The organism is Janthinobacterium sp. GW456P (genome assembly GCF_002127655.1).
Taxonomy (GTDB): Bacteria; Pseudomonadota; Gammaproteobacteria; order Burkholderiales; family Burkholderiaceae_D; genus Janthinobacterium.
Genome location: NZ_NEHB01000005.1, coordinates 178,073 through 202,342, shown reverse-complemented (window position 1 = coordinate 202,342; position 24,270 = coordinate 178,073). Strand labels below are relative to the sequence as shown.

The following is a 24,270-nucleotide window of genomic DNA, read 5'->3' as shown; positions in this document are numbered from 1 at the left end:
CGCAGCGGCACGCGCCGCCACAGGCGCGGCCCCTGCCTGCCGCGCCACCGGCAGCCGTGGCGCGCGTGGCCAGCCTGGGCGAGCCGCTGGCCATGTCGAAGGCCATGCTGCTGTACCTGCAATCGTTCGAAGACCAGCCCGGCGTCAGCCTGCCGTGGCGCGAACTCGATTATGACCGCCTGGCCGGCTGGCTGGAGACGGCGCAAGCGCTCGATCCGCGCAGCCGCTACGCGCTGGTGGCCGCCAGCGAAGTGTATGCAGGCGTGGCCGACCCGCAGCGCGCGCGGCGCATGCTCGATTTTGTCGCCGCCAGCTTCGCCGCCGATCCGCAGCACCGCTGGCCCGCGATGGCGCAGGCGGCGCTGGTGGCCAAACACCAGTTGCACGACCTGCCGCTGGCGCTCGGCTATGCACGCGCCTTGCGCCGGCTGGCGACGGGGCCGCAAGTGCCGGCCTGGGTGCGCGAGATGGAAGCGTTCATCCTGGAAGACATGGACCAGCTCGACAGTGCACGCCTGGTGATCGGCGGCCTGATCGCCAGCGGCCAGATCAGCGACCCGCACGAACTCGCTTTCCTCGCGCGCAAGCTCGATGCACTGGCCAACAAGAAAAAGGCGACGCCATGAGCGGCCGTCCGAAATGCCATGCGCGCACGGCGCCAATTGCAGTAAACTGCCATACCAGCCCCCAGCACTTTTTTCCAAGGAAATCCCCATGCTCCCACGCCGCCAGCACGGCTTTACGCTCGTAGAAATCGCCATCGTCCTGGTCATCATCGGCTTGCTGCTCGGCGGCGTGCTCAAGGGACAAGGCTTGATCGACAGCGCCAAAGTGAAGAACATCATCCAGCAATCGAATGCGCTGACGGCCGCCGTCAACGCCTACCAGGACAAGTTCCGCGCCCTGCCCGGCGACGATATCCAGGGCACCGTGCACGTGCCCAATTCGGCCGGCAACGGCAATGGCGACGGCCAGATCGGCGACGGCCAGCCGCGCGAATTCACGCTGGCGCCGCAGCACCTGGCGCTGGGCGGCTTCATTACCGGTTCGTTCAACGGCACCTCGCAATTCATGACCAGCGCCCAGGGCGGCGCCGTCTACCTGTACAACGACGAAGTGGGCGGACGGGCCGGCAACGGCATCCGTTTCGACAACCTGCCCGAAGGCTACGCCGAGCAGATCGACAGCAAACTCGACGATGGCGTGGCCAGCACGGGCAGCGTCCGGGCGAACATGCCCTATGGCAATACCGGTGCTATCATTCCCCGCACCGCCGTCTTTTTCTGAGCAGCCAGTCACTATCGAAGGAATACCATGCCACTGCACCGCACACTCATCGCCTCCCTGGCCGCCGCCTGCGTCTTGCTGGCTGGCAGCGCGCACGCCCAGTACGTGGGCCCGACGGCCGGCCCCGCCGCGCCCGGCAATGTGGCCGCCATCCTGAAGCATCCCGTCGACGACCAGGCCGTCGTGCTGCGCGGCCATTTACTGCGCAAGGTCGGCAACGAGAAATACACGTTTTCCGACGGCACGGCGGAAATCCGCGTGGACATCGACGACAAGGTCTTCATGAACCGCAAGATCGACGCCAAGACCCGCGTGGAAATCCGTGGCGAAGTGGAAAAGGATTTCATGGAAAGCCCGGAAATCGATGTCGACGTGCTGACCGTGGTCCCGTAAGCTCCCTGCCCTCCCGCCGCCACGGCGGGAGGAGCGTCACCTCCCTTCTGTATTCCTTGCGCAACCTTTTTTCCATCCCAGAAACTAGGCTTGTCAGAGCAATCAATTTCGTCTAGCATCTTTTCATTCAAGGTCAGCCAGCGCCAGCGTGAGCCTGCCTGTCGACTCATCCATTCTGGGAGCTTTCCGGGTGCAAGATTTGCCTTCGATACGCTCAAGAATTTCATCGCTGGTGCTCGCCTGGGTCATGCCGACGGCACTCGTGTTTCTGCTGCTCGTGGCGCAAAGTTACACGCGCGAACGCGACCACGTCGTCAGTGAAACGGCGCAGGCGGCGCGGGCGGTCGCCGCCGCCGTCGAACGCGACTTGAGCGGTGCCCAGATGGCCGCGCGCATCCTGGCCGACTCGCCCGCCCTGCAGACCGGCGACATCGGCGCCCTGCGCGCCCTGGCCGCCAGCCTGCTGCCGCCGGGCCAGGCCGTCAGCGCCTACATCATTTCCGACGCCAAGGGACGCCAGCTGCTCAACACAGCCCTGCCCGCCGGCCAGGCGCCGCCCCCCTTGCCGCAAAAATGGACTGCCAGCATGGAGCGCACACGCGAGTACGCCAAGCCACGGCTGACCAGTTTGCTGACGGCGCCGGACGAGGTGCCGCGGCTGGCCCTGAACCAACGCTTGCCGCGTAACGAGGGGCCCGCCTATGTGCTGACGGCGCTGTACCCGCCCGACTACCTGCCCTTGCTGCTGCGCGAGCTGCGCCTGCCGGCCTACCTGGGCGCGGCCATCGTCAACGCCGACGGCATCAACGTGGCGCGCACCCTGGCGCCGCAGCGCTATGTGGGCCAGCGCAGCCCGGCCCCTCTGCTGGAGCAGATACGCCAGCAGCGCGAAGGCGTGCTGCGCCACGCCACCCTGGAAGGCATCGACGTGTATACGGGCTTTCGCCGCGCCCCGGACGACGCCTGGACGGTAGCCGTCACCATGCGCAGCAGCACGGTGGCCGAAGCCCTGCTCGGTTCCGTGGTCACCGCTTCCCTGATCCTGGCCCTGCTGCTGGGCGCCGGCTTTGCGCTGGCCTGGCGCGTGGGCGGCCGCCTGGCCAGCACCCTGCAGGAACTGACGCAGCAGATCCACGCGCTGGCGCAAGGCAAGCCCCTGCTTTCGCACCGGCATGCGGACCGCGAATCGGCCGACATGGCAGCGGCGCTGGGCGCGCTGGAACGCGACTTGCGGCGCCACCGCACGCAGCTCGAAAGCCTGGTGGCCGAGCGCACGCTGGCCCTGGAAAAATCCACGCGCCTGCTGGAAACCGTGTATGCGACGGCGCCCATCGGCATGCTGTTCGTGGGCCTGGACTTGCGCGTCGTCATGATCAACCAGTACCTGGCCGCCATCCACGGCGCCAGCGTGGCGCAGCATCTGGGGCGTCCCGTGGGCGCCATCTTGGCCGACGACGCCGTGCGCGCCGAGGTGGAACGCTGCGTGCGCCAGGTGCTGGAGACGGGAACGCCCATCGTCGACCTCGAATTGCAGGGCCATGGCGGGCGGCAGCGCGAACAACTGAGCCACTGGATCGTCTCGTATCACCCGATTTTCGGCCCCGAGCAGCAGTTGCTGGGCGTGTCGGGCCTGTGGCTGGACGTTAGCGAGCGCAAGCGCAGCGAAGCGGAATTTCGCCGTTCGAAGCACCTGTTCGGCACCATCATCGAAAACATCCCGGCCATGGTCTTCGTCAAGCGCGCCGACAAGCTGAGCTTTGAAATGATCAACCGCCACGCGGAACTTACGCTGGGCCGCTCGCGCGAGCAATTGCTGGGCAAGACCGACCACGATTTCTTCCCGCCGCAACAGGCGGCCGCCTTCGTCAGCGCCGACCGCAAGCTGCTGGCCACGGGACAGATGGTGGAAATCGAACAGGAGGCGATCAACACGGCCGACGGCACCACGCGCCACTTCACCACGCGCAAGGTGGTCTTGCGCGACGACGCGGGGCGCGCCAACCACGTGCTGGGCGTCTCGATCGATATCACGGAACGCAAGCGCGCCACCGAAGTGCTGCATGCCACCACCTTGCGCCTGGAACAGAGCGAACGCTTCATCCGCACCGTCACCGACAACCTGCCCGGCATGGTCTCGTACTGGGGCGCCGACTTGCGTTGTCGGTTCGCAAATAATTTCTATAATGAATGGTTCGGCCGCAGCAGCGCCGAGCTGGCCGGCATCCACATGAGCGAATTGCTGGGGCAGGAACTGTTCGACGTGTATGCACCCCACGTCGAAGGCGTGCTGGCGGGCCGGCCGCAAAGCTTCGAGCGCGACCTGCTCGATCCTGCGGGCCAGGTCTGCCACACGTGGACCAACTACATTCCCGACATCGACGACGGCGGGGGCGTGCGCGGTTTCTTCGTGCTGGCCTCGGACGTTTCCGAACTCAAACGCACGGAATTGCGCCTGCACGAACTGAACGAGCAAATGGTGCGCGCGCGCGACAAGGCCGAGGCGGCCAGTACGGCGAAGAGCGAATTCGTCGCCAATATGAGCCATGAAATCCGCACGCCGATGAACGCCATCATCGGCCTGGCGCGCCTGCTGGAAGAGTCGCCGCTGGAACGGCGCGAGCGCAGCTATGTGGGCAAGATCCAGATGGCCACGCAGTCGCTGCTCCATATCGTCAACGACGTGCTCGATTTTTCCAAGATCGAGGCGGGACAGATGGTGCTGGAACAGCGCCGCTTCCAGCTCGAGCGCATGCTGGGCAGCGTCAGCGTGCTGCTGGCCAGCAGCGCCTGGGCGCGCGGCGTGGAGCCCGTGTTCGTGCTCGACCCGGGCGTGCCGGACGAACTGGTCGGCGACGCCCTGCGGGTGGAGCAGGTCCTGATCAACCTGGTGGGCAACGCCGTCAAGTTCACCGCGCATGGCGAAGTGGTGCTGGCCATCGCCATGGCGGCCGAGGATGCGGCCAGCGCGACCCTCGAGTTTTCCGTGCGCGATACGGGCATCGGCATCGGCGCGGCCGAGCAGGAACGCATCTTCGACGCGTTTTCCCAGGGCGACAGCGGCACCAGCCGCAAATACGGCGGCACGGGACTGGGGCTGGCCATTTGCCGGCGCATGGTGGAATTGATGGGAGGCAAACTCAGCGTGAACAGCGCGCTGGGCGTGGGTTCCGACTTCCGCTTCCGCTGCCGCTTCGGCAAGGCGGCGCCGCCGTCCGCGCCGCACGGCAAGGGCGCGCCCAGGGAGCTGTCGCTGCTGATCGTCGACGACAACGCCAGCGTGCGCGCCATGCTGGAAGACTGGTGCGCAGCGCAGGGCTGGCACAGCCGCAGCGCCGACAGCGGCGCTGCCGGCCTGGCGCTGCTGCGCGCCCACGCCGGCGGCGGACCGGCGGCCGACATCGTATTGCTGGACGCGGCCATGCCAGGCATGGATGGCATTTCCATGCTCACCGAGGCGCGCGCCGACGACCGCCTGGCGCTGCCGCCCGTGATCATGCTGGTGGCCGACCAGGACAGCGAAAACCTCGAACGCCTGGCCGACAGCCTGATGCTGGCCGGCATCGTCTCGAAACCGGCCACGCCGGCGCGCCTGCTGGCGGCCGTGACGGCCGTGCGCGAAGGCCGCAGCGCGCCTTCCGCGCTGCCCGTTTCCACGCCCTTGTCGGGCTTGCTGGAAGGCATGCGCGTGCTGCTGGTGGAAGACAATGAAATCAACCAGGAAGTGGCGCAATACATCCTGCTGCACTCGGGGGCGCGCGTGGCCGTGGCCGCCAACGGCAAGCTGGCCGTCGACTTGCTTGCCAGCACGCCGGACGCCTGGGACGTGGTGCTGATGGATTTGCAGATGCCCGTCATGAACGGCTACGACGCCACCCTGGCCATCCGCGCGCTGGGCTTGCCGGACCTGCCCATCGTCGCCATGACGGCCAATGCCATGGACGAGGACCGCCTGCGCGCGATCGCCAGCGGCATGAATGCGCATGTGGCCAAGCCCATCGATGTCGACGACATGATCGAGACCCTGACCCGGCTGGTGCCGGCGCCGCCGGGCGCGACGCCGGATGCCAGCACTGGCGGCGCCATCCCGGCCGCGCACGCCGCCGCGTGGATGCCCGATGTGCCGGCCACGGTGCCCGGCATCGACCTGGCGGCGGCCCTGCACCGCTTCGGCGGCGATTACGGCGCCTTCCTGGCNCACGCGGCGCCTGCTGGCCGCTGGCCAGACGCGGCAGGCGGCGCAGCTGCTGCACCGCGTCTGCGGCGTGGCGGCCAACTTGGGCGCCACGCATGTCGCCAGCCTGGCAGGCGAGGCGGAAAAAACGCTGAAAACGGCGCAATCGCACGCGACACCCGCCTTGCTGGGGCAGCTGGAACTGGCGATGGCCGAAGTCATCGAGGCGGCACGCACCCTGCCCTCGCCCCTGCGGCGCGGGCAGCCGGCACCCGCCGCGCCCGGCAGCGCGCCGCCCGACCTGCGCGCCGGCCTGGCCGACTTGCTCATCCTGATCCGCAACAATAACCTGAAGGCGCTGGCCCAATTCCACGCGCTGCACCCCGCCCTGCAACAATCAGACCGGGAAACGGCCCTGGCGCTGGCCAACGCGATCGAAACCCTGAATTTTTCCGAAGCGGAAAAACTCGTGCTCGATCAGCTGAAACGAGAGGAAAACAAGTGAGCTGGACCAACCTTGCCATGAACGGGCGCATCCTCATCGTCGATGACGCCATGGAAAACATCCAGATCCTGCACCAGTTGCTGCGCGAGGAACACGAGGTGCTGTTCGCCCTGAGCGGAGAGAAGGCCCTGGAGATTGCGCATAATCAACTGCCGGACCTGATCCTGCTCGACGCCGTCATGCCCGGCATGGATGGCTATGCCGTCTGCAATGCGCTGCGCGAATCGGCCATCCTCAGCGCCATTCCCGTCATCTTCGTCACGGCCCTGAACCAGCCCGAAGACGAGACGCGGGCGCTGGAAGCGGGCGCCGTCGATTTCATCACGAAACCGTTCAACGCAGCCGTCGTGCGGGCCCGCGTGCGCAGCCAGCTGACCATCAAGCGGCAGGCCGACGCCATGCGCGAGCTGTCGCTGACGGACACGCTGACGGGCGTGGCCAACCGGCGCAGCTTCAACGACACGATGGACAGCGAATGGCGGCGCTGCGCGCGCGACGGCGTGCCGATGGCCCTCATCATGGCCGATATCGACCACTTCAAGGATTACAACGACACCTATGGCCACCAGGCGGGCGACCTGTGCCTGCAGCAGGTGAGCGCCGCCCTGCGCCGCTGCGCCGTGCGCCCGCCCGACCTGCTGGCGCGCTACGGCGGCGAGGAATTCATCATCCTGCTGCCGCAGGAAACGCGCGACGGCGCCGAAGTGGTGGCCCAGCGCATCCTCGACGAAGTGCGCGCGCTGCACATTCCTCACGCCAGGTCGAGCGCCGGCCCGCACGTCACCGTCAGCCTGGGCATGGCCAGCGTCATGCCCACCGAAGGCATGGACCCCAGCGTCCTGATCCGCGCCGCCGACGCCCTGCTGTACCGCGCCAAGCAGACGGGGCGGGACAGGTATTGCGCGTCGGAGGGGGAGTAAAGAGGAGGCGCGCGCACCTGCGTCGGCTTACGCCCTGCGGGCTAAGCCGACCTACGCCGACCTACGATGTGGGCTCAGCTTGCCGCTCAGGGGTAGCAGCGCATCAGGAACTCCGCCACGCACACGGGTTTCGTGTCGCCTTCGCGCTCCATCGTGACGGCCCAGTTCACTTGCGCGCCTTCCGGCACGTCCTCGACGCTAATGATGTCGAGCCGAGCGCGCAAGCGGCTGCCGACGGGCACGGGCGCGGGAAAGCGCACTTTATTGAGGCCATAGTTGATGGCCATGCGGATGCCGGCCATGTGCAGTGCTCCCGCAAGCATGGCGGGCAGCAGCGACAAGGTCAGGAAACCGTGCGCCACGGTGCAGCCGTACGGCGACTCGCGCGCGCAGCGCTCGGCGTCCACGTGGATCCACTGATGGTCGTCCGTGGCGTCGGCAAAGGTGTCGATGCGCTGCTGGGTGATGGTGAGCCAGTCGGAGACGGCCACGTGCTGCCCGGCCAGCGCCTGGAAACCGGCGATGCCGGCGATATCACGCATGGTGCTCTCCGGCCGGGCGGCGGCCGAACATGCCCATGCCTTCGACGGTGGTCACCACCTCGCCATGCTGGTTGCGCACGCTCCACACGGAAATGACGATGCCGCGGTCCGGCTTCGAGGTCGACGGGCGCACTTCCTTGACCTGGTACGTCAGGTGCAGGATGTCGCCCGCGCGCACGGGTTTGAGCCAGCGGATGCTGTCCAGGCCGGGCGAGCCCATGCTGGACGAATGCTTGAGCAGATTGTCCACCACCAGGCGCATCATCATGCCGCAGGTATGCCAGCCGCTGGCGATGACGCCCTTGAAGATGGTTTTTTCGGCGGCCGCATGATCGACGTGGAAGGGTTGCGGATCGAAATCCGTGGCGAAGGCGATGATTTCCTTCTCCGTCACGTGGCGCTGGCCCAGGTCGATTTCCAGGCCTTGCGTGAAGTCTTCGAAATACCAGTGTTTCGGGGCGATAGCGGTCGATGCGGTCATGCGGTCTCCGTCGGCAAGAAGCCCGGCTGGGCGATAAAGCGCTCGATGTGATGGTCCACGTCGCCCAGGGTCAGGGCGATCATGGAGAGGCGCTTGAAATGGTGGGCGGCGGGCAATTCATCCGTCACGCCCATGCCGCCATGCAATTGCACGGCTTGCTGGCCGACAAAGGTGGCGGCCAGTCCCACTCTCGCCTTGGCGGCCGAGACCGTGCGGCGGCGCTCTAGCGCGTCGGCGCTGTCGGCCTTGGCCGCGGCCAGCATGGCCATCGAACGCGCTTGCTCCAGGTGGATGAACATGTCGGCCATGCGGTGCTGCAAGGCCTGGAATTTGCCGATCGGCGCGCCGAACTGCTGGCGCGTTTTTAAGTAGTCGAGCGTGGCGGCAAAGATGGCGTCCATGGCGCCCACGGCTTCCGCGCACAGCAGCGTCGCGCCGTAATCAGCTGCCGCGTCGAGCACGGGCCAGCCCTGCCCCTTTTGTCCAACCAGCGCGTCCTGCCCCAGCACCACTTGCACGAGGGTCACGGTGGCGGCGCGCTGGCCGTCGATGGTGCGGTAGTCGCGCACGGAAACGCCGGGCGCGTCAACGGGCACGAGGAACAGGGAAATGCCGTCCGTGTCAGCCTGGCCGCCGCCGCTGCGCGCCGAGACGATCAGCGCACCCGCCTGCGCGCCATGGATGACGACGGTTTTCTCGCCGTCGAGCACGAAACCGTCGCCGCTGGCGATGGCCGTGGTGGCGATATCGTGCAGGTCGTGGCGCGACTGGCGTTCGCCCAGCGCACAGGCGAGCTTCAGGCTGCCGCCGGCGACCTGTTCCAGCGCGCCGTCGTGGCCGCCCGCCAGGGTCAGGAAGCGCGCGCCCAGTACGGTGGCGAAATACGGCTCGACCACGAGGCCGCGGCCCAGCTCCTGCATCACCAGCAGCAGGTCGACGGCCGTGCCGTCGAAGCCGCCCGCGGCGGCCGGCAGCGGCAAGGCCGTCATGCCCAGTTCGGCCAGGGTGGCCCAGGCGGCATCGGAGGTGCCGGTGGCGGAATGGATGATTTTCTGCCGCGTTTCAAACGGGTAATCCTTGTCGACCCAGCGCCTGAGCGCGTCGGCGAATTGCTGCTGTTCCTGATTAAATTGGAAGTCCATGTCGTCTCCTTCTGGCTTACAGGCCCAGGATCATCTGCGTGATGATGTTTTTCTGGATTTCATTCGAGCCGCCATAGATCGATGTCTTGCGGTAATTGAAGTAATACGCGGCCAGCGGCGCGGCCAGGTCGTCGCCACCGGCGCTATGCGGCGCGCCGCCATCGAGGAAGTCCGGGTCGAAGGGCAAGGCTTGCGGGCCGATGGCTTCGACCATCAATTCCGTCAGCTGCTGCTGCAGTTCCGAACCGCGCACCTTCAGCATCGACGCCTGCGGCCCCGGGCCCTTGCCCTCTTCGCTGATGACGCGCAAGACCGTCATTTCGAGCGCCATCAATTCGATTTCCAGGGTGGCCACCTTGGCGGCGAACGCGGGATCGTGCAGCAGCGGCGCGCCGCGCTTGTTCTGCTGCATGGCCAGCTGCTTGAGGAAGGTCAGCTCGCGCTTGGAGCGGCCGACGGCGGCGATGCCCGTGCGCTCGTGGCCCAGCAGATACTTGGCATAAGTCCAGCCCTTGTTTTCCTGGCCGACCAAATTGCTGACGGGCACGCGCACCTTATCAAAAAAGACTTCGTTCACTTCATGGTCTTCGTCGAGCATGATGATGGGGCGCACGGTGATGCCCGGCGTTTTCATGTCGATCAGCAAGAAACTGATGCCTTCCTGCTTGCGCACCGTGCTATCCGTGCGCACCAGGCAAAAGATCATGTCCGCGTGCTGGCCCAGGGTGGTCCAGGTTTTCTGGCCGTTGACGATGTAATGGTCGCCGTCGCGCTCGGCCGTGGTTTTCAGCGAAGCGAGGTCGGAACCGGCGCCCGGCTCCGAGTATCCCTGGCACCACCAGTCGTCGCAATTCAAAATGCGCGGCAGATAGTATGCCTTTTGTTCGGCGCTGGCGAAGGCCATGATGACGGGCGCCACCATGTTGACGCCGAACGGCAAAATCGGCGGCGTGGCGGCGCGCGCGCACTCGTCTTCCCAAATGTGGCGCTGCACGGCCGTCCAGCCCGTGCCGCCGTATTCGACGGGCCAGGCCGGTGCGGCCCAGCCCTGCTGCGCGACGATCTTGTGCCAGCGCACATAATCATCGCGGTTCAGGCGCAAATGCTGGCGCACCTTGCGCTGCAAGTCCGCCGGCAAATGGGTGTCGAGGAAGGCGCGCACCGTGTCGCGGAACGCGTTTTCTTCGGCCGTGTAATGCAGGTCCATGTCTGTCTCCTTGTTCTTATGAGTTGCCGTGAAAACTGCACGCAAGGAAGCTCAGCGCACAAAAAAGCACGACCGTTCTCAAGGATTGTACAACAGATTGGGCGAGGCGCCAGCGCCTTTTACGGCGACTGGCGCGCGGTGGAATCGGCTGGCTGCGGCCGTTGGCGCTGCGCCTATGTGTGCGACAAAATATTAATGAGCTTGCCGAAAGGGTCGCGCACGAAAAACCGCCTGACGCCCCAGGGCTCATCGGTGAGGCCGTATTCAATGGGAAACCCTGCGCCGCACATCCGCTCAAATGCGGCATCCACGTCGTCGACTTCAATCGACAGGTCTGGCACGGGAGTGCCGGAACCGCCTTCCTGCGCGAAGCTCACTTGCACACCCATCTCCGCTTGCGCACCATACGTCATGATCCAGCCGTGGTCCATCAACAGGCTCAGGCCCAGCACTTCCTCGTAAAACTTCCGCGCCAGGCTGGGATCCGACGCCTGGAAATTTGCAACGATACGCGTGACTCGCATAGTTTTCTTCCTTGTCAATATAAGCTTCGATCGCCATGGCCCACCCTGCTCAATATCATCATCCACTTCTCCAGGCAGGTGCGCTACCGGCGGGATTGCCCCTTTTYGCGACTACCTTTTAAGCAACAAGCCGCGTAGCAGCAATTCCAGCGCAGCAACTGCCTTTATCAAGCGCGCATTGCCTTCGTCGCCGTCCGCGATCCAGAACGCCGCTTCCGCCAGACTGCCGTAGATCAGCGAAGCCAGCGCCCGTGGACTGGCATCGGCCACGATGCCTTGATGAATCAGCTCGCCGATAAGCGCTTGCATCGACTCCAGGCAATGGCGCTGCGAGTCCGGCGAGGCGCCCCCCAGCACCGCTCTGGCATCGCGCAAGACGATGCGCTGAATTTCCGGCTCCAGGGCCATCTCCAGATAGGCACGGCAGCGGCTGCGAAAGCCTTCCCACAGATCTCCGGCGCTGTCGGAGATGCTCTGCAGGCGGGAATCCATTTCCGCATCGATCTGTTCTACCACCGCCAGCAGCAAGCCCTTCTTGTCGCCGAAATGATGATACAGCGCACCGCGCGTCAGTCCTGCCTGCGCGGTGAGGTCGTCCATGGACGTATCGGCATAACCGCGTTCACTGAACACTGTGCGGGCCGTGGCCAGCAACGCTGCACGGGTTTCTTCCATTTCCAGACGCGTGCGGCGAACCATTACTCTCTCCTTACATACGCAACGTATGATTATTTACATTCACTGCGTATGAATATACAATTATTCATACGCGCTGTATGTATTATCACCGCGGCGTGCCTCCTATGCAAGCAGGGCATGCGCCGTCTATCGCATGATCACATAAGGATATGCACCATGAATACGTCTGCCCACGTTGCCACAGACACCGCTAGCCGCCACCCGTGGCTGGCGGTCGCCGCTGTCGGCATGGCCACCTTTTCAGTCGTGACGACGGAAATGCTCCCGGTCGGCCTGTTGACGCCGATTGCCGACACCCTCGGCACCTCCACAGGAAGCGCCGGCCTGATGATCTCGCTGCCAGCATTGCTGGCGGCCTTGTTCGCGCCGCTGGTCGTGGTCGCGTCGGGAAGTCTGGACAGGCGCACAATTCTTTGTGGTTTGCTCAGTCTATTGGTGGTCGCCAACGTTGCCTGCGCACTGGCGCAGAATATGGCGTGGATGCTGGCGGCACGTGTACTCGTCGGTTTTTGCATGGGCGGCATCTGGGCCATCGCCGGCGGCCTCGCTTCCCGGCTGGTTCCTGTCCGCTCGGTCGGCCTGGCAACGTCGATCATCTTCGGTGGCGTGGCGGCAGCTTCCGTGCTGGGCGTGCCGCTAGGCGCACAAATCGGCGACCTTGCAGGGTGGCGCTGGGCCTTCGGCATCATGGCGCTGTTCAGCGGCTTGGTACTGGCGCTGCATCTGGCCGTCATTCCCGCCCTGCCCGCTGCCGCTTCGACGACCTGGCGGCAATTCGTTAACCAACTGCGCAACAGGCAGTTGCAAGCGGGACTGCTTCTGACCCTGCTGCTGGTGAGCAGCCATTTCATGGCCTTTACCTTCGTGCGCCCGCTCCTGCTGGCCGTGTCGGGGTTCGATGCGCAATGGCTGGGCGCACTGCTGTTTGCTTATGGCGTCGCGGGCATCATTGGCAACTTCCTGGCCGGTATCGTTGCCGTGCGGCGCACGGCGACTACCATCATCGCCATTTCGGGCGGCCTGCTGCTCACGCCACTGCTGTTCCTGGCTGTCGGCGACTCCGGCATCGGCGGCGGCGTGGTATTGCTGGTATGGGGATTGGCCTACGGCGGCGTCTCGGTCGGCCTGATGACCCTGATGCTGAAGGCGGCGCCCGGGGCCGTGGAGATCGTCGCCGCGCTGTATGTGGGATTCTTCAATATCGGCATTGCGCTCGGGGCCTGGACCGGTGGACAGGCCGTTGACAGGCTGGGCCTGTCCGCCAACCTCTGGCTTGCCGCAGGTTGCGCCGCTGCTGCCTTGCTGCTGTCCTTGAGTATCAGCCGTGCTGAACACACAATGAAAGCGGCCGGCAAGCAGCTCGGCTCCGCACGGGATTGACGCAATCGTGCCTGCCGCTCACCGTCGATGGGCCAACGGGCCAGCGTCCAGTTCGGACACGGTGGCGCCAAATCGGCTGCCAATGCGGGCATAGATGCCGGACAGGACGGGCAAAAAAAAAGCCCGCTGCGGGAGCGGGCTGAATCTATTTTCTGTGAGAAAGTAGAGGAGACAGGTGTAATGATGCCGCACGGCAGCATATTCATCCAATTGTATGTTGTGATGATAGAAATATGCTTTGTCAATATCTTGTTCAGAGCGTTCCAAAAATGATGCGCTTGCGCTGCGATCCTTGAGCGCGCGTGACCAGCACGCGGGCTTGTTCTGCGCTGACGCAAGCGCGCGGCACAAATCCCGGTGGCACTGTCTGCGCAGCGCGCCCCATCAGTTGCGGATCATTGATCACGTCATAGTCGGCGCGCTTGAAAAACAGCTGCTCGATACCGGCGTTTCCTGCCGGCGCAGGCTTGACGACGATGAGCGACCAGTCCTCGCCACCTAGAAATTGCTTTTGCTTCAAGAAGGCGTTGACCCTGTCCGCAGGAGGCGCCGCCTCACCCAGCGCGCTTTGATACAGCGCCAGCGGGCATAGCACCGTACCGGGCGGCCAGGCCATCTCGGGCAGCGCGGCGACCGTATCCGCTGGCAATTGGGCCAGGTAGCGGTCGAACGTGTGCGGTGCCGGCGAGCAAGCAGCAAGCGGCATCCATGCCAGCATGCGGGCGATGCGAAGCAAAGGCATCATCAACTGGTCTCCTTGTGTATGGCCGGGCAAGGCTATCTTAAGGGATGACGCTGTGAAAGCCGGCGCGATCAGGCGCAATGGCAAAAAAAAAGCCCGCTGCGGGAGCGGGCTGAATCTATTTTCTGTGAGAAAGTAGAGGAGACAGGTGAATGATGCCGCATCGCAACATATAAAGCCAATTGTCTGTTGTGATGATAGAAATATGTTTTATCAATATCTCCCCTCTTCCTCGCGCAACGCCTGGCGCACGGCGGGACGCTCGCCGACGCGCTCGATCAAGCGCCCCACTTGCGGGAAGGCCGACAAATCCACCTTGGCGTGCGCCGACCAGCTGAGGATGGTGTACAGATAGGCATCCGCGATGGAATAGCGCTCGCCCAGCAGATACGGCCCGCCGGCCGCCAGTTGCCGCTCCACATAGTCGATGCGTGCGGCCAGGCGCGAACGGGCCACGTCCTGCGCCTGCGCGCCGTATTCCGGGTGGAACAGCCAGGGGCTGAACACCTTGTGCAGCTCGGTGGCAATAAAACCCAGCCACGACTGCAGCTGCACGTGCGCCATGGTCCCTGCCGGCGGCGCCAGGCCGCTGGCCGGCGCCAGGTCGGCCAGGTACTGCACGATGGCCGTTCCCTCCAGCAAGATGGTACCGTCGTCCAGCGCCAGCGCCGGCACGTACAGATTCGGATTGATGCGCGCATAATCGGCGCCCGTTTCCGTGATGCGCGGAATCTTCCGGATATCGACACGTTCCAGTTCCAGCGCGATGCCCGCCTCGATGGCCACGATGTGCGGCGACAGGGAACACGTTCCCCTTGCGTAATACAGTTTCATGATGCACTCCTTGAAAAGTTACACGGACGCGGGATCGAGCTTTTCCACGTCGATGCCATATTTGGCGATGGCTTCGCCAATCTTGCTGCGCGGCAGCTGGCCCCCATCGGCCAGCGCCGTCAGCGCGGCCAGCAGGATGAAATGGCGGTCCACTTCAAAGAAAGTGCGCAAGGATTCGCGCGTATCGGAGCGGCCGAAGCCATCCGTGCCCAGGGCAACGAAGCGCCGGTCCGTCACGAACGGGCGCACCTGGTCGGCCACGATCTTCATGTAATCGGTGGCGATCACCACCGGGCCTTGCCGGCCAGCCAGGCATTGCTCGATATACGGCACGCGCGGCGCGCTGTCCGGATGCAGCATGTTCCAGCGCTGCGCGGCCAGTCCGTCGCGCCGCACTTGCGTCAGGCTGGTGGCGCTCCACACATCGGCCGCCACGCCGAAATCCTGCCGCAGCAGCACGCTGGCGGCCAGCACTTCGCGCAGGATGGAACCACTGCCCATCAGCTGCACGCGCGGCGTGGTTGCCATGAGTGCTTCCGGGCTTTCCTGCAGCAGATACAGTCCCTGCAAGATGCCCGCCTCGGCCCCGACCGGCATGGCCGGGTGCGGATAGTTTTCGTTGAGCAAAGTGATGTAATAGAAAATATCCTCTTGCTCGGCAAACATGCGGCGCATGCCGTCGTGGACGATGACGGCCAGCTCATACGCGAACGTGGGGTCGTACGAGATGCAGTTCGGAATCACGGACGACAGCACGTGGCTATGGCCATCGTCGTGCTGCAGGCCTTCCCCCATCAAGGTCGTGCGGCCCGACGTGGCGCCCAGCAAAAAGCCGCGTGTGCGGGCATCGGCCGCCGCCCACGCCAGGTCGCCCACGCGCTGCAAGCCGAACATCGAATAGAAGATGTAGAACGGAATCGTCGCCAGGCCATGGTTGCTGTACGACGTGCCGGCGGCGATCCAGGAAGAAATGGCGCCCGATTCATTGATCCCTTCCTGCAAGATCTGCCCATCCTTGGCTTCCTTGTAATAACTGAGCTGCCCGGCGTCCTGCGGCGTGTACAGCTGGCCCAGCCAGGAATGGATGCCGATCTGGCGAAACAGGCCTTCCATGCCAAAGGTGCGCGATTCATCGGGCACGATGGGCACGATGATCTTGCTCAAGGCGGGATCTTTCAGCAAGGTACCGAGGATGCGCACGAAGGCCATGGTGGTGGACGAACCGCGCTCGCCGCTATCCTTGAGCTGGGTGGCGAACGCGGACAGGGGCGGCACGGGCAAGGGCTCGGCCTTGCTGACGCGCGCGGGAATATGACCGCCCAGCTGCGCCCGGCGCGCGGCAAAGTAGCGGCCTTCCTCGCTGTCCGGTGCCGGTTTCAGGTAGGGCATGTCTTCCAGCTGGGCATCGCTGACGGGCAGCGCGAAGCGGTCGCGAAATGCCCGCACGGCGTCGGCGCTCATCTTTTTCAGCTGATGGTTGATATTCTGCCCTTCGCCCGCCTCGCCCATGCCGAAACCCTTGACGGTCTTGGCCAGGATCACGGTAGGACGGCCCGGCGTGCGCATGGCCTCGGCATACGCGGCGTGCACTTTTTCCGGGTCGTGGCCGCCGCGCGTCAGCTTCCAGATGTCGTCGTCCGACATGTGCGCCACCAGCGCCAGCAGTTGCGGATACTTGCCGAAGAAATGCTCGCGCACATAGGCGCCATTTTGCGATTTGAAGGTCTGGTAATCGCCGTCCACGCATTCCATCATGCGTTGGCGCAACAAGCCGCTCGTATCGCGCGCCAGCAAGGCATCCCAGCCGCTGCCCCAGATGACTTTGATGACATGCCAGCCCGCCGCGCGGAACGTGCCCTCCAGCTCCTGGATGACTTTGCTGTTGCCGCGCACGGGACCGTCCAGGCGCTGCAGGTTGCAGTTGACGACAAAGATCAGGTTATCCAGGCGTTCTCGTCCGCCAAGGGAAATGGCGGCCAGGGATTCGGGCTGGTCCATCTCGCCATCGCCAAGGAAGGCCCATACCTTGCGGCCCTGGTGTTCCTTCAAGCCACGGTACTCGAGGTAGCGCATGAAGCGGGCCTGGTAGGCGGCCGTCAGCGGGCCCAGCCCCATGGAGACGGTGGGAAATTGCCAGAAGTCGGGCATCAGCCGGGGATGCGGATACGAGGACAAGCCCTCGCGCCCCGCTTCGCGGCGGTAGTTGTCCAGTTGCGTTTCCGTGATGCGGCCTTCCAGAAAGGCGCGGCCATAGATGCCGGGTGCGGAATGGCCCTGGATGTAGACCAGGTCGCCGGCGAACTGGTCTGTGCGACCACGGAAGAAGTGATCGAAACCCACGTCGTACAGCACGGCAGCCGACTGGTAGGTGGCGATATGGCCGCCCACGTTCGAGTGTCTGGCCGCGCGCAGCACCATCACCATCGCATTCCAGCGGATGTAGGCATTCAGGCGGCGCTCGATGGCCAGGTCGCCCGGATACACGCCCTGGCGTTCGGTGGCGATGCTGTTGGTATAGGCGGTGGTGACGCGGCCATGCATGCCGCCGTGCTGCGCGGAATCGGAATCGACGAGCTGATCAAGCAGGTAATGGGCGCGCGGACGCCCTTCCACCGCGACGACGGCCTGCATCGCCTCCAGCCATTCTTTGGTTTCCTGCGGATCGATATCGGGCACGGCAAGGGATGTGGTCATGGCAGTCTCCTGAGTTGGGAAATTCAATACACGAATCATTGCCTATGCAATCATTGCATTTGCAATCGTAATGACGGCCATTGTATAGCGCTATAATTGCATTTGCAACTGTGATCGATCTGGAGGAATACGATGTCTGAAACTGCGCCTGAAATTGGCCCGGCCCCTGCGCCCGACCTGTGGTTCTCGTTCGTGCGCATGCACCGTTTGATGATCCGCGAAATCGAGCGCCGCCTCGCCGCGGCCGGCCTGCCCGTGTATGCGTGGTATGACGTGCTGTGGGGCCTCGAAAGCGGACAGGACGGTTCGCGCCGCATGCACGAACTGGCCGACGCGCTGGCCATCGAGCGCTACAACCTGACGCGTCTGGTGGACAAGCTGGAAACGGACCGGCTGGTGACGCGCACGCGTTCGATGGAAGACGGGCGCGCCGCCTTCGTTTCCATCACGGAAGATGGCAAGGTCTTGCGCAAGAAGATGTGGGCCGTCTACCAGGCCACGGTGGCCGACCTGTTCCTGGCGCAATTTGACAGCGGCGAGCAGCAGGTCTTCAGCGCCGCCCTCGCGCGCGCCGCCGAGGCCGCACGCGGCGCAGGCCAGGGCAAGGTTCAGAGCAAGGCGTAACGCCGCAGCGCGTACTCGACGAACGGCACCGGCAGCGCGCCATCGTCGGCCAGGGCTTTCAAGGCGGTAACAGCCAGCCACGGCGCGCTGACCTCCATCATGGCGTCAGCGCCGACGGCGATAAAACGCCCGCGCACGTAGCCGCCGATCTGGCCCGCGATGTGCTGCCCGTAGCCGGTGACGGCGATGACGGGCGCGGCGCTGTCATCGAGGCAGCGCTGCACGTGGGCCAGTCTCGGGACGGCGCGCGGGTGACGCAGGTTCCACTGCTCCGCCGCCTGCGCATCGCGCGCCAGGCGTGTATAGCTGGGGCAGCTCCACACTTGCGCGACAATATTCCAGTCGTCCTTCAGCAAGCGGGCCGCATCGGCAACGACGGCCAGCATCGTTCCCGCTCCGCATAGACGCACCCGGCATGGCGCCGGATCCGGCGGCGACACACGGTACATGCCCAGGCTGGCCGCTGCCGCATCGGCGGCCGACAAGGGCGTCGTCACCGCATCCGCATCATGTATGGCCAGATAGTAATAACCTGCCTGCTGTTCCACATACAGCGTTTCCAGTGCCGAACGCAGGATGGCGCGCACTTCCTCGCCCGTGGCCGGGTCGAACGGTGTGCAATTGTGCTGCGTGGCAAGCCAGGCGGGCAGCGCGGGCTGCACGCCCTTCGGCCAGCGCGAGGCTTGCGTTTCCGCATCGCTGCAGACGATGCCACGCGCGCGCGCATCGAGCAGCACGCCACTCAATGCCTGGAGCGAAGCTGGGCGGCACAGATACAGCAGCGGTTTGTCGGCGCCATAGCGCAGCGGCCAGGCACTGGCGGAGGCCATCACATTCCAGGCATCGTCATGCCGCTGCGCCACTTCCGCGCGCACGACGCGGATGGCGTTCGCCGCACCGGGATTCGTCTGCAGGCTGCCCGCGATGGCGCCCAGCGCCCGGCGCGGCGAAACCAGCGGTAACGGCAACGCCAGCGGTGCCGCCAGCGCGGCCAGGCAGGCTTGGGCGGCGTGGCGCGCGGCGTCCAACGGCGAAGGAGGAAATAACGGGGAAGAATGCATGAAGGCTCCTGTGTCAACAATGCTTGCGCAAGGCAGGCATTGCCTATACGATTGCAAATGCAATCATTGTAGTTGCAATCCATTGCCCGTACAAGCGGCGCGAGCCAACCGAAATTGTGTCTTCGAGGTGAAAAATGACGCTAAACAATTCTGAAACCGTGCGCATGGCTTATGCCGTGAAACTGACGAATGCGCAAGTCGAGGCGGCCAAGCGCCTGTATGCCGTGCATTTCGGCAGCACGGACAACCCGCAGGCGATGGCCGCCATCATCGCGGCACTGGCGCGCAACTACAGTTCGGCCGTGGCGGCGAATGTGCTGTAGCGCGTCAGGCACGGCGCAGGCAAGCAGAACCCGCTGTGGAAACGGGCCTGGCTCGCTCCAAAAATGATGCGCTTTCGATGCGATCCTTGTGCGCGCGTCACCAGCAAGCGGGCTTGCCCCACGGTTACGCAAGCGTGCGGCGCAAAGCCCGCTGGCAGCGTTTCCGCATCTCGCGCTATGAGTTGCGGATCAGTGATCACGTCATAGTCGCCGCGCTTGAAAAGCAATTGCTCGATACCGGCGGCCCCTTCGGACATCGGTTTGACGACGATCAGCGACCAAAGGCCTTCATCACCCAGAAATTTCTTGTGCCTCAGGAATGCATTAACGCGATCCGCCTGCGGCGCCGAGTCGCTTAACTCGCTCTGATAAATACCCATCGGGCACAGCATCGTGCCGGGCGCCCACCCCATATCTGGTAGCGCTGCCACCGTGACCGGACGCAATTGGGCCAAATGGCGGTCAAACGGGTGCTTCTCCGCCGAACAGGCACCGAGCGCCATCAGCGCCAGCATGCCGGCGGCACGAAACAAAGGCATCATCAATTTGTCTTCTTGTATGTTTGTGGTTAGACAAACATATATTAAGGGATGAGGCCGTGAAAGCAGGCAAAAAAAAGCCCGCTACGGAAGCGGGCTGAATCTATTTCCTGTGAGGAAGTAGAGGAGACAGACGAATGATGCCGCATTGCAGCATCATTATCCAATTGCATGTTGTGATGATAGAAATACGATCCTGCTATATCTGAGCCATACAGGCCTCCCCTGCCCCAGCCATCCTTACGCGACGTTCTCGCCGCGCAAGGTTTTCGCTGCCGCCACCATGTTGGCCAGCGCGGGAATCACTTCTTTCCAGCCGCGTGTCTTCAAGCCGCAATCGGGATTGACCCACAGGCGCCGCGCGGGAATGCGCTGGGCCGCCTTGCGCATCAATGTCAGCATTTGCTCCTGGCTCGGAATGTTGGGCGAATGAATGTCGTAGACGCCGGGGCCGATGTCGTTCGGATAGTTGAAATCGTCGAAGGCATCCAGCAGTTCCATGTCGGAACGCGAGGTTTCAATCGTGATGACATCCGCATCCATGCCGGCGATCTGCGCGATGATGTCGTTGAATTCCGAATAGCACATATGCGTGTGGATCTGCGTTGCATCGGCCACGCCATTGGCGGTGATGCGGAACGATTCCACGGCCCAGCGCAGATACTCGGCCCACTGGGATTGACGCAGTGGCAAGCCTTCGCGCAAGGCCGCCTCGTCGATCTGAATCACACGGATACCGGCCCGCTCCAGGTCCTGCACTTCGGCACGCATGGCCAGCGCCAGCTGGTGGCACGAGACGGAACGGGGCTGGTCGTCGCGCACGAAGGACCAGTTCAGGATGGTGACAGGCCCCGTCAGCATGCCTTTCATCGGCTTGTCCGTCAGCGACTGGGCGTAAGTGCTCCACTCGACCGTCATGGCGCGGGGGCGGCTGATGTCGCCAAACAAAATGGGCGGCTTGACGCAGCGCGAACCGTACGATTGCACCCAGCCGAACTGGCTGAAGGCATAGCCGTCGAGCTGTTCGCCAAAGTATTCCACCATGTCATTGCGTTCCGCCTCGCCGTGCACGAAGACGTCCAGGCCCAGGGTTTCCTGTTCCTGAACGCAATGGGCAATTTCCGCCTGCATCAGTTTTTTGTAACTGGCTGCATCGAGCTGGCCGTTGCGCAACTGGCTGCGCGCCCGGCGGATTTCCGCCGTCTGCGGGAACGAGCCGATGGTCGTCGTCGGATACAGCGGCAGTTGCAACAGCGCAGCCTGCTTTACGGCACGCACCGCATAAGCGCTCGCGCGCTGGCCCATGCCGGCGTTGATGCGGGCCACGGCCGCTTTCACATCGGGATTGTGCACGCGGTTCGACTGCCAGCGCGCTTGCACGGCGGCATGATTGGCATCGAGCGCCGCCTGCACGGAGGCGCGGCCATGGTTCAGGGCGCCAGCGATGGTGTGCACTTCATCAAGCTTCTGGCGGGCAAAGGCCAGCCAGGAGCGGATATCGTCATCAAGCTTGTGCTCAATGTCCAGGTCGACAGGCACGTGCAGCAGCGAGCACGACGGGGCGATCCACAGGCGCGATTGCAGGCTGGCATGCACGGGTTCCAGCCACGCCAGCACTTGCGTCAAATCCGTCTTCCAGATATTGCGGCCATTCACCACGCCCAGCGACAGCACGCTGCTGGCGGGCAATTGGGCAATCACCTGCGCCACTTCCTCGCCGGCGTTGACGGCATCGAGGTGCAAGCCTTGCACGGGCAGCTTGCACGCCAGCGGCAAATTGTCTTGCAGCTTGCCGAAATACGTGGCCAGCAGCAGTTTGACGTGATTGACCTTGCTCAAGGCGTCGTAGGCCGTGACGAGCGCCTGCCGCCATGCGCCATCGAGTTCCGTGACGAGTATCGGTTCGTCGATCTGCACCCATTCCACGCCCTGGCCCGCCAGTTCCTGCAGCAATTGCACGTAGACGGGCAGCAAGCCTTGCAGCAGCGCCAGCTTGTCGGAATCATCCTTGGCCTTGCCCAGCCACAAATAGGTGACAGGGCCGATCAGCACGGGTTTGGCGTTCACGCCGAGCTGGCGCGCTTGCGCCAGTTGCCGCAGCAGGCGGCTGCTGTCGAGCTTGAATTGCGTCCCGGCCGAAAATTCCGGCACGATGTAGTGATAGTTGGTGTCGAACCATTTCGTCATTTCACCGGCGTGGACGCAGCTGCAATCGCTGTCGCTGGCCGAGCGGCCTCGGGCCACGCGGAAATAGTTGTCGAGCGCGGCGCCTTCCAGGCCGCGCACGCGCTGCGGCAGGTTGCCGAGTGTAAAGCTCAGATCCAGCACCTGGTCGTAGAAGGAAAAGTCGCCCACGGGCGCGAAGTCCAGCGCGTGCTGGTCTTGCCAGTGGCGCTGGCGCAGTTCCGCACCCTGGCCCTCCAGCGCGTCCAGGCTGCTGTGTCCCTTCCAGTAATCTTCCAGGGCGAATTTCAGTTCGCGTTTGGCGCCGATGCGCGGGTAGCCCAAATTGTGTGTCGTGACGGTCATGGTGATTGCCTCCCAGTGAAGTGTGGGGTCATCATAGAGGCTTTCATCCATGAAAAATAATGGTAAAACTTCATAAATCCATTATTAATTTTCATGCATGTGTAGGCTTGAACGTCTTCAGGAGGCCGTGCCGCGAGTAGTCGAGCACCTGGTTCGCCGTGCGTGCCGGCCGGTGCCCAGGAGCAAAACGACAGGCAAAAAAAAGCCCGCTGCGGGAGCGGGCTGAATCTATTTCCTTGGAGGAAGATAGAGGAGACAGATGAATGATGCCGCGTTGCAGCATATAAAACCACTTTATATTCGTGATGTCAGAAATACGCAATAGTGATATTAGGGGCAACAAAGCATTCCATGCGGCAATTTTTATGCTGCCGCTTCCGGCTTTCCGTCGCCGGAACGCAACATATTCTTGATGCCCCGCAACGCCTGCCGCACACGGGCCTCGTTTTCGATCAGGGCGAAGCGCACGTATTCATCGCCGTATTCGCCGAAACCGATGCCAGGCGACACGCTCACCTTGGCTTTTTGCAGCAGCAGCTTGGCAAATTCCAGCGAGCCCAGGTGGCGGTAAGCCTCCGGGATATGCGCCCAGATATACATCGACGCCTTCGGTTTCTCCACCATCCAGCCTGCTTCATGCAAGCCTTTCACCAGCACGTCGCGGCGGCGCTGGTACTGCGCGCAGATGTCCGTCACGCAGCTTTGGTCGCCTTCCAGCGCGGCAATGGCCGCCACTTGCACGGGCGTGAAACTGCCATAATCGTGGTAGCTCTTGATGCGCGCCAGGGCCGCCACCAGTTCGGCATTGCCCACCATGAAGCCGATGCGCCAGCCCGCCATGTTGTAGCTTTTCGACATGGTGAAAAACTCGACGGCCACGTCGCGCGCGCCCGGCACCTGCATGATGGACGGCGCCTTCCAGCCATCGAAGGTGATGTCGGCATACGCCAGGTCGTGCACCACCAAAATATTGTGCTGCTTCGCCAGCGCGACGACGCGCTCGAAAAACTCCAGTTCCACGCATTGCGCCGTGGGGTTGGACGGGAAACCCAGCACCATCATCTTCGGCTTCGGGTAGCTTTCGCGGATCGCCCGTTCCAGTTCGGCAAAGAAGTCCACGCCCGGCCCCATGCGCACGGAACGGATATCGGCGCCCGCGATGACGGCGCCCCAGATGTGGATCGGGTAGCTGGGGTTCGGCACCAGCACCGTGTCGCCCCGGTCCAGGGTCGCCAGCATCAAATGGGCCAGGCCCTCTTTCGAGCCGATGGTGACGATGGCTTCGCTGTCCGGGTCGATGTCGACCTCGTAGCGCTTCTTGTACCAGTGTGCAATCGCGCGGCGCAGTCGCGGAATGCCCTTGGAGGCGGAATAGCCGTGCGTGTCGGGACGTTTGACCGTTTCGACCAGCTTGTCCACGATGTGGGCCGGCGTGGCGCCATCGGGATTGCCCATCGACATGTCGATGATGTCCTCGCCACGGCGGCGCGCGGCCATCTTGAGTTCGGCGGTAATATTGAAAACGTAGGGGGGAAGACGATTGATGCGCGAAAAGCTGCGCGGAGCTTGGCTGTCGGTCATGGTATCTCTATACGTAAGCGCCCGGATCCGTCCGAGCGACGTTGGCGCAATGAGTGCGCCTGCAACGAGTCTAACCCGGTTTATCGGGCACT

21 protein-coding genes and 2 pseudogenes are annotated in these 24,270 nt (G+C 63.8%); 10 read left to right on the top strand and 13 right to left on the bottom strand.

Annotation, left to right across the window (positions count from 1 at the left end; all coding sequences use genetic code 11):
- The 7 genes and pseudogenes from CBW66_RS07650 to CBW66_RS07625 all read left to right on the top strand — a co-directional run.
- The coding region (locus CBW66_RS07650) for a hypothetical protein (RefSeq protein ID WP_086153619.1) at positions 1–626 on the top strand (626 nt) is incomplete at its 5' end.
- Between the two features lie 88 nt (positions 627–714).
- Entirely contained in the window at positions 715–1,287 is a 573-nt protein-coding gene (locus CBW66_RS07645) for a prepilin-type N-terminal cleavage/methylation domain-containing protein (protein ID WP_070291219.1), read from the top strand.
- Between the two features lie 27 nt (positions 1,288–1,314).
- Positions 1,315–1,680, top strand: coding sequence for a NirD/YgiW/YdeI family stress tolerance protein (locus CBW66_RS07640; protein ID WP_086141008.1), 366 nt, complete (start codon positions 1,315–1,317; stop codon positions 1,678–1,680).
- A gap of 247 nt (positions 1,681–1,927) precedes the next feature.
- A pseudogene (locus tag CBW66_RS29365) lies at positions 1,928–5,644 on the top strand (PAS domain-containing protein); the annotation flags it as partial.
- A gap of 97 nt (positions 5,645–5,741) precedes the next feature.
- A pseudogene (locus CBW66_RS29360) lies at positions 5,742–6,017 on the top strand (Hpt domain-containing protein); the annotation flags it as partial.
- 156 nt (positions 6,018–6,173) lie between these two features.
- Entirely contained in the window at positions 6,174–6,356 is a 183-nt protein-coding gene (locus CBW66_RS28940) for a hypothetical protein (protein WP_086153617.1), read from the top strand.
- The gene (locus CBW66_RS07625) at positions 6,353–7,276 is read left to right on the top strand and encodes a diguanylate cyclase (protein WP_086136678.1); all 924 of its coding nucleotides are present in this window, start codon (positions 6,353–6,355) and stop codon (positions 7,274–7,276) included. Before CBW66_RS28940 ends, CBW66_RS07625 begins: the two co-directional genes overlap by 4 nt.
- An 86-nt stretch (positions 7,277–7,362) precedes the next feature.
- Here the strand turns inward: CBW66_RS07625 and CBW66_RS07620 are convergent, their stop codons facing one another.
- From CBW66_RS07620 to CBW66_RS07595, 6 genes are all read right to left on the bottom strand, one after another.
- Positions 7,363–7,818 carry a MaoC family dehydratase gene (locus CBW66_RS07620; RefSeq protein ID WP_086136677.1) on the bottom strand — a complete coding sequence of 152 codons (456 nt, stop codon included), beginning with the start codon at positions 7,816–7,818 and terminating at the stop codon, positions 7,363–7,365.
- Positions 7,811–8,299 carry a MaoC family dehydratase gene (locus CBW66_RS07615; protein ID WP_086136676.1) on the bottom strand — a complete coding sequence of 163 codons (489 nt, stop codon included), beginning with the start codon at positions 8,297–8,299 and terminating at the stop codon, positions 7,811–7,813. Before CBW66_RS07615 ends, CBW66_RS07620 begins: the two co-directional genes overlap by 8 nt.
- Positions 8,296–9,441, bottom strand: a complete 1,146-nt coding sequence (locus CBW66_RS07610; protein WP_086136675.1) for an acyl-CoA dehydrogenase family protein — start codon at positions 9,439–9,441, stop codon at positions 8,296–8,298. The genes CBW66_RS07615 and CBW66_RS07610 overlap by 4 nt, the downstream gene beginning before the upstream one ends.
- Before the next feature lie 16 nt (positions 9,442–9,457).
- Entirely contained in the window at positions 9,458–10,648 is a 1,191-nt protein-coding gene (locus tag CBW66_RS07605; protein WP_086136674.1) for an acyl-CoA dehydrogenase family protein, read from the bottom strand.
- 173 nt (positions 10,649–10,821) lie between these two features.
- Entirely contained in the window at positions 10,822–11,172 is a 351-nt protein-coding gene (locus CBW66_RS07600; protein WP_086136673.1) for a VOC family protein, read from the bottom strand.
- A 111-nt stretch (positions 11,173–11,283) separates the two neighbouring features.
- Positions 11,284–11,871 (bottom strand): TetR/AcrR family transcriptional regulator, encoded by a 588-nt coding sequence (locus tag CBW66_RS07595; RefSeq protein ID WP_086136672.1) that lies wholly within the window; start codon positions 11,869–11,871, stop codon positions 11,284–11,286.
- 156 nt (positions 11,872–12,027) lie between these two features.
- Here CBW66_RS07595 and CBW66_RS07590 point away from each other — a divergent pair, with 156 nt between their 5' ends.
- Entirely contained in the window at positions 12,028–13,251 is a 1,224-nt protein-coding gene (locus CBW66_RS07590) for an MFS transporter (RefSeq protein WP_086136671.1), read from the top strand.
- 253 nt (positions 13,252–13,504) lie between these two features.
- Here the strand turns inward: CBW66_RS07590 and CBW66_RS07580 are convergent, their stop codons facing one another.
- The 3 genes from CBW66_RS07580 to aceE form a co-directional block, all read right to left on the bottom strand.
- Positions 13,505–14,026: a hypothetical protein gene (locus CBW66_RS07580; RefSeq protein WP_230492215.1), complete on the bottom strand. Its 522-nt coding sequence runs from the start codon at positions 14,024–14,026 to the stop codon at positions 13,505–13,507.
- 180 nt (positions 14,027–14,206) lie between these two features.
- Complete coding sequence (gene gstA / locus CBW66_RS07575; RefSeq protein ID WP_086136669.1) at positions 14,207–14,827, bottom strand: glutathione transferase GstA; 621 nt, start codon at positions 14,825–14,827, stop codon at positions 14,207–14,209.
- A gap of 18 nt (positions 14,828–14,845) precedes the next feature.
- The gene (gene aceE / locus CBW66_RS07570) at positions 14,846–17,521 is read right to left on the bottom strand and encodes a pyruvate dehydrogenase (acetyl-transferring), homodimeric type (protein WP_086136668.1); all 2,676 of its coding nucleotides are present in this window, start codon (positions 17,519–17,521) and stop codon (positions 14,846–14,848) included.
- Positions 17,522–17,653: 132 nt separating this feature from the next.
- Between aceE and CBW66_RS07565 the strand changes: the two genes are divergently transcribed.
- Positions 17,654–18,145, top strand: a complete 492-nt coding sequence (locus CBW66_RS07565) for a MarR family winged helix-turn-helix transcriptional regulator (protein WP_086136667.1) — start codon at positions 17,654–17,656, stop codon at positions 18,143–18,145.
- Here the strand turns inward: CBW66_RS07565 and CBW66_RS07560 are convergent.
- Positions 18,130–19,206, bottom strand: coding sequence for a pyruvate dehydrogenase (locus CBW66_RS07560; protein ID WP_139841548.1), 1,077 nt, complete (start codon positions 19,204–19,206; stop codon positions 18,130–18,132). The two genes, CBW66_RS07565 and CBW66_RS07560, sit on opposite strands and share 16 nt — an antisense overlap.
- 134 nt (positions 19,207–19,340) lie before the next feature.
- On the opposite strand from CBW66_RS07560, the gene CBW66_RS28400 reads away from it, so the two are divergent.
- Positions 19,341–19,529: a hypothetical protein gene (locus CBW66_RS28400; protein ID WP_086136665.1), complete on the top strand. Its 189-nt coding sequence runs from the start codon at positions 19,341–19,343 to the stop codon at positions 19,527–19,529.
- Here CBW66_RS28400 and CBW66_RS07555 read toward each other — a convergent pair.
- From CBW66_RS07555 to alaC, 3 genes are all read right to left on the bottom strand, one after another.
- Positions 19,496–20,071, bottom strand: coding sequence for a hypothetical protein (locus CBW66_RS07555; protein WP_205701156.1), 576 nt, complete (start codon positions 20,069–20,071; stop codon positions 19,496–19,498). The two genes, CBW66_RS28400 and CBW66_RS07555, sit on opposite strands and share 34 nt — an antisense overlap.
- A 237-nt stretch (positions 20,072–20,308) precedes the next feature.
- Positions 20,309–22,597 (bottom strand): 5-methyltetrahydropteroyltriglutamate--homocysteine S-methyltransferase, encoded by a 2,289-nt coding sequence (metE, locus tag CBW66_RS07550; protein WP_086142940.1) that lies wholly within the window; start codon positions 22,595–22,597, stop codon positions 20,309–20,311.
- 363 nt (positions 22,598–22,960) lie between these two features.
- Entirely contained in the window at positions 22,961–24,178 is a 1,218-nt protein-coding gene (gene alaC, locus CBW66_RS07545) for an alanine transaminase (protein ID WP_139841547.1), read from the bottom strand.
- Positions 24,179–24,270: the final 92 nt, after the last annotated feature.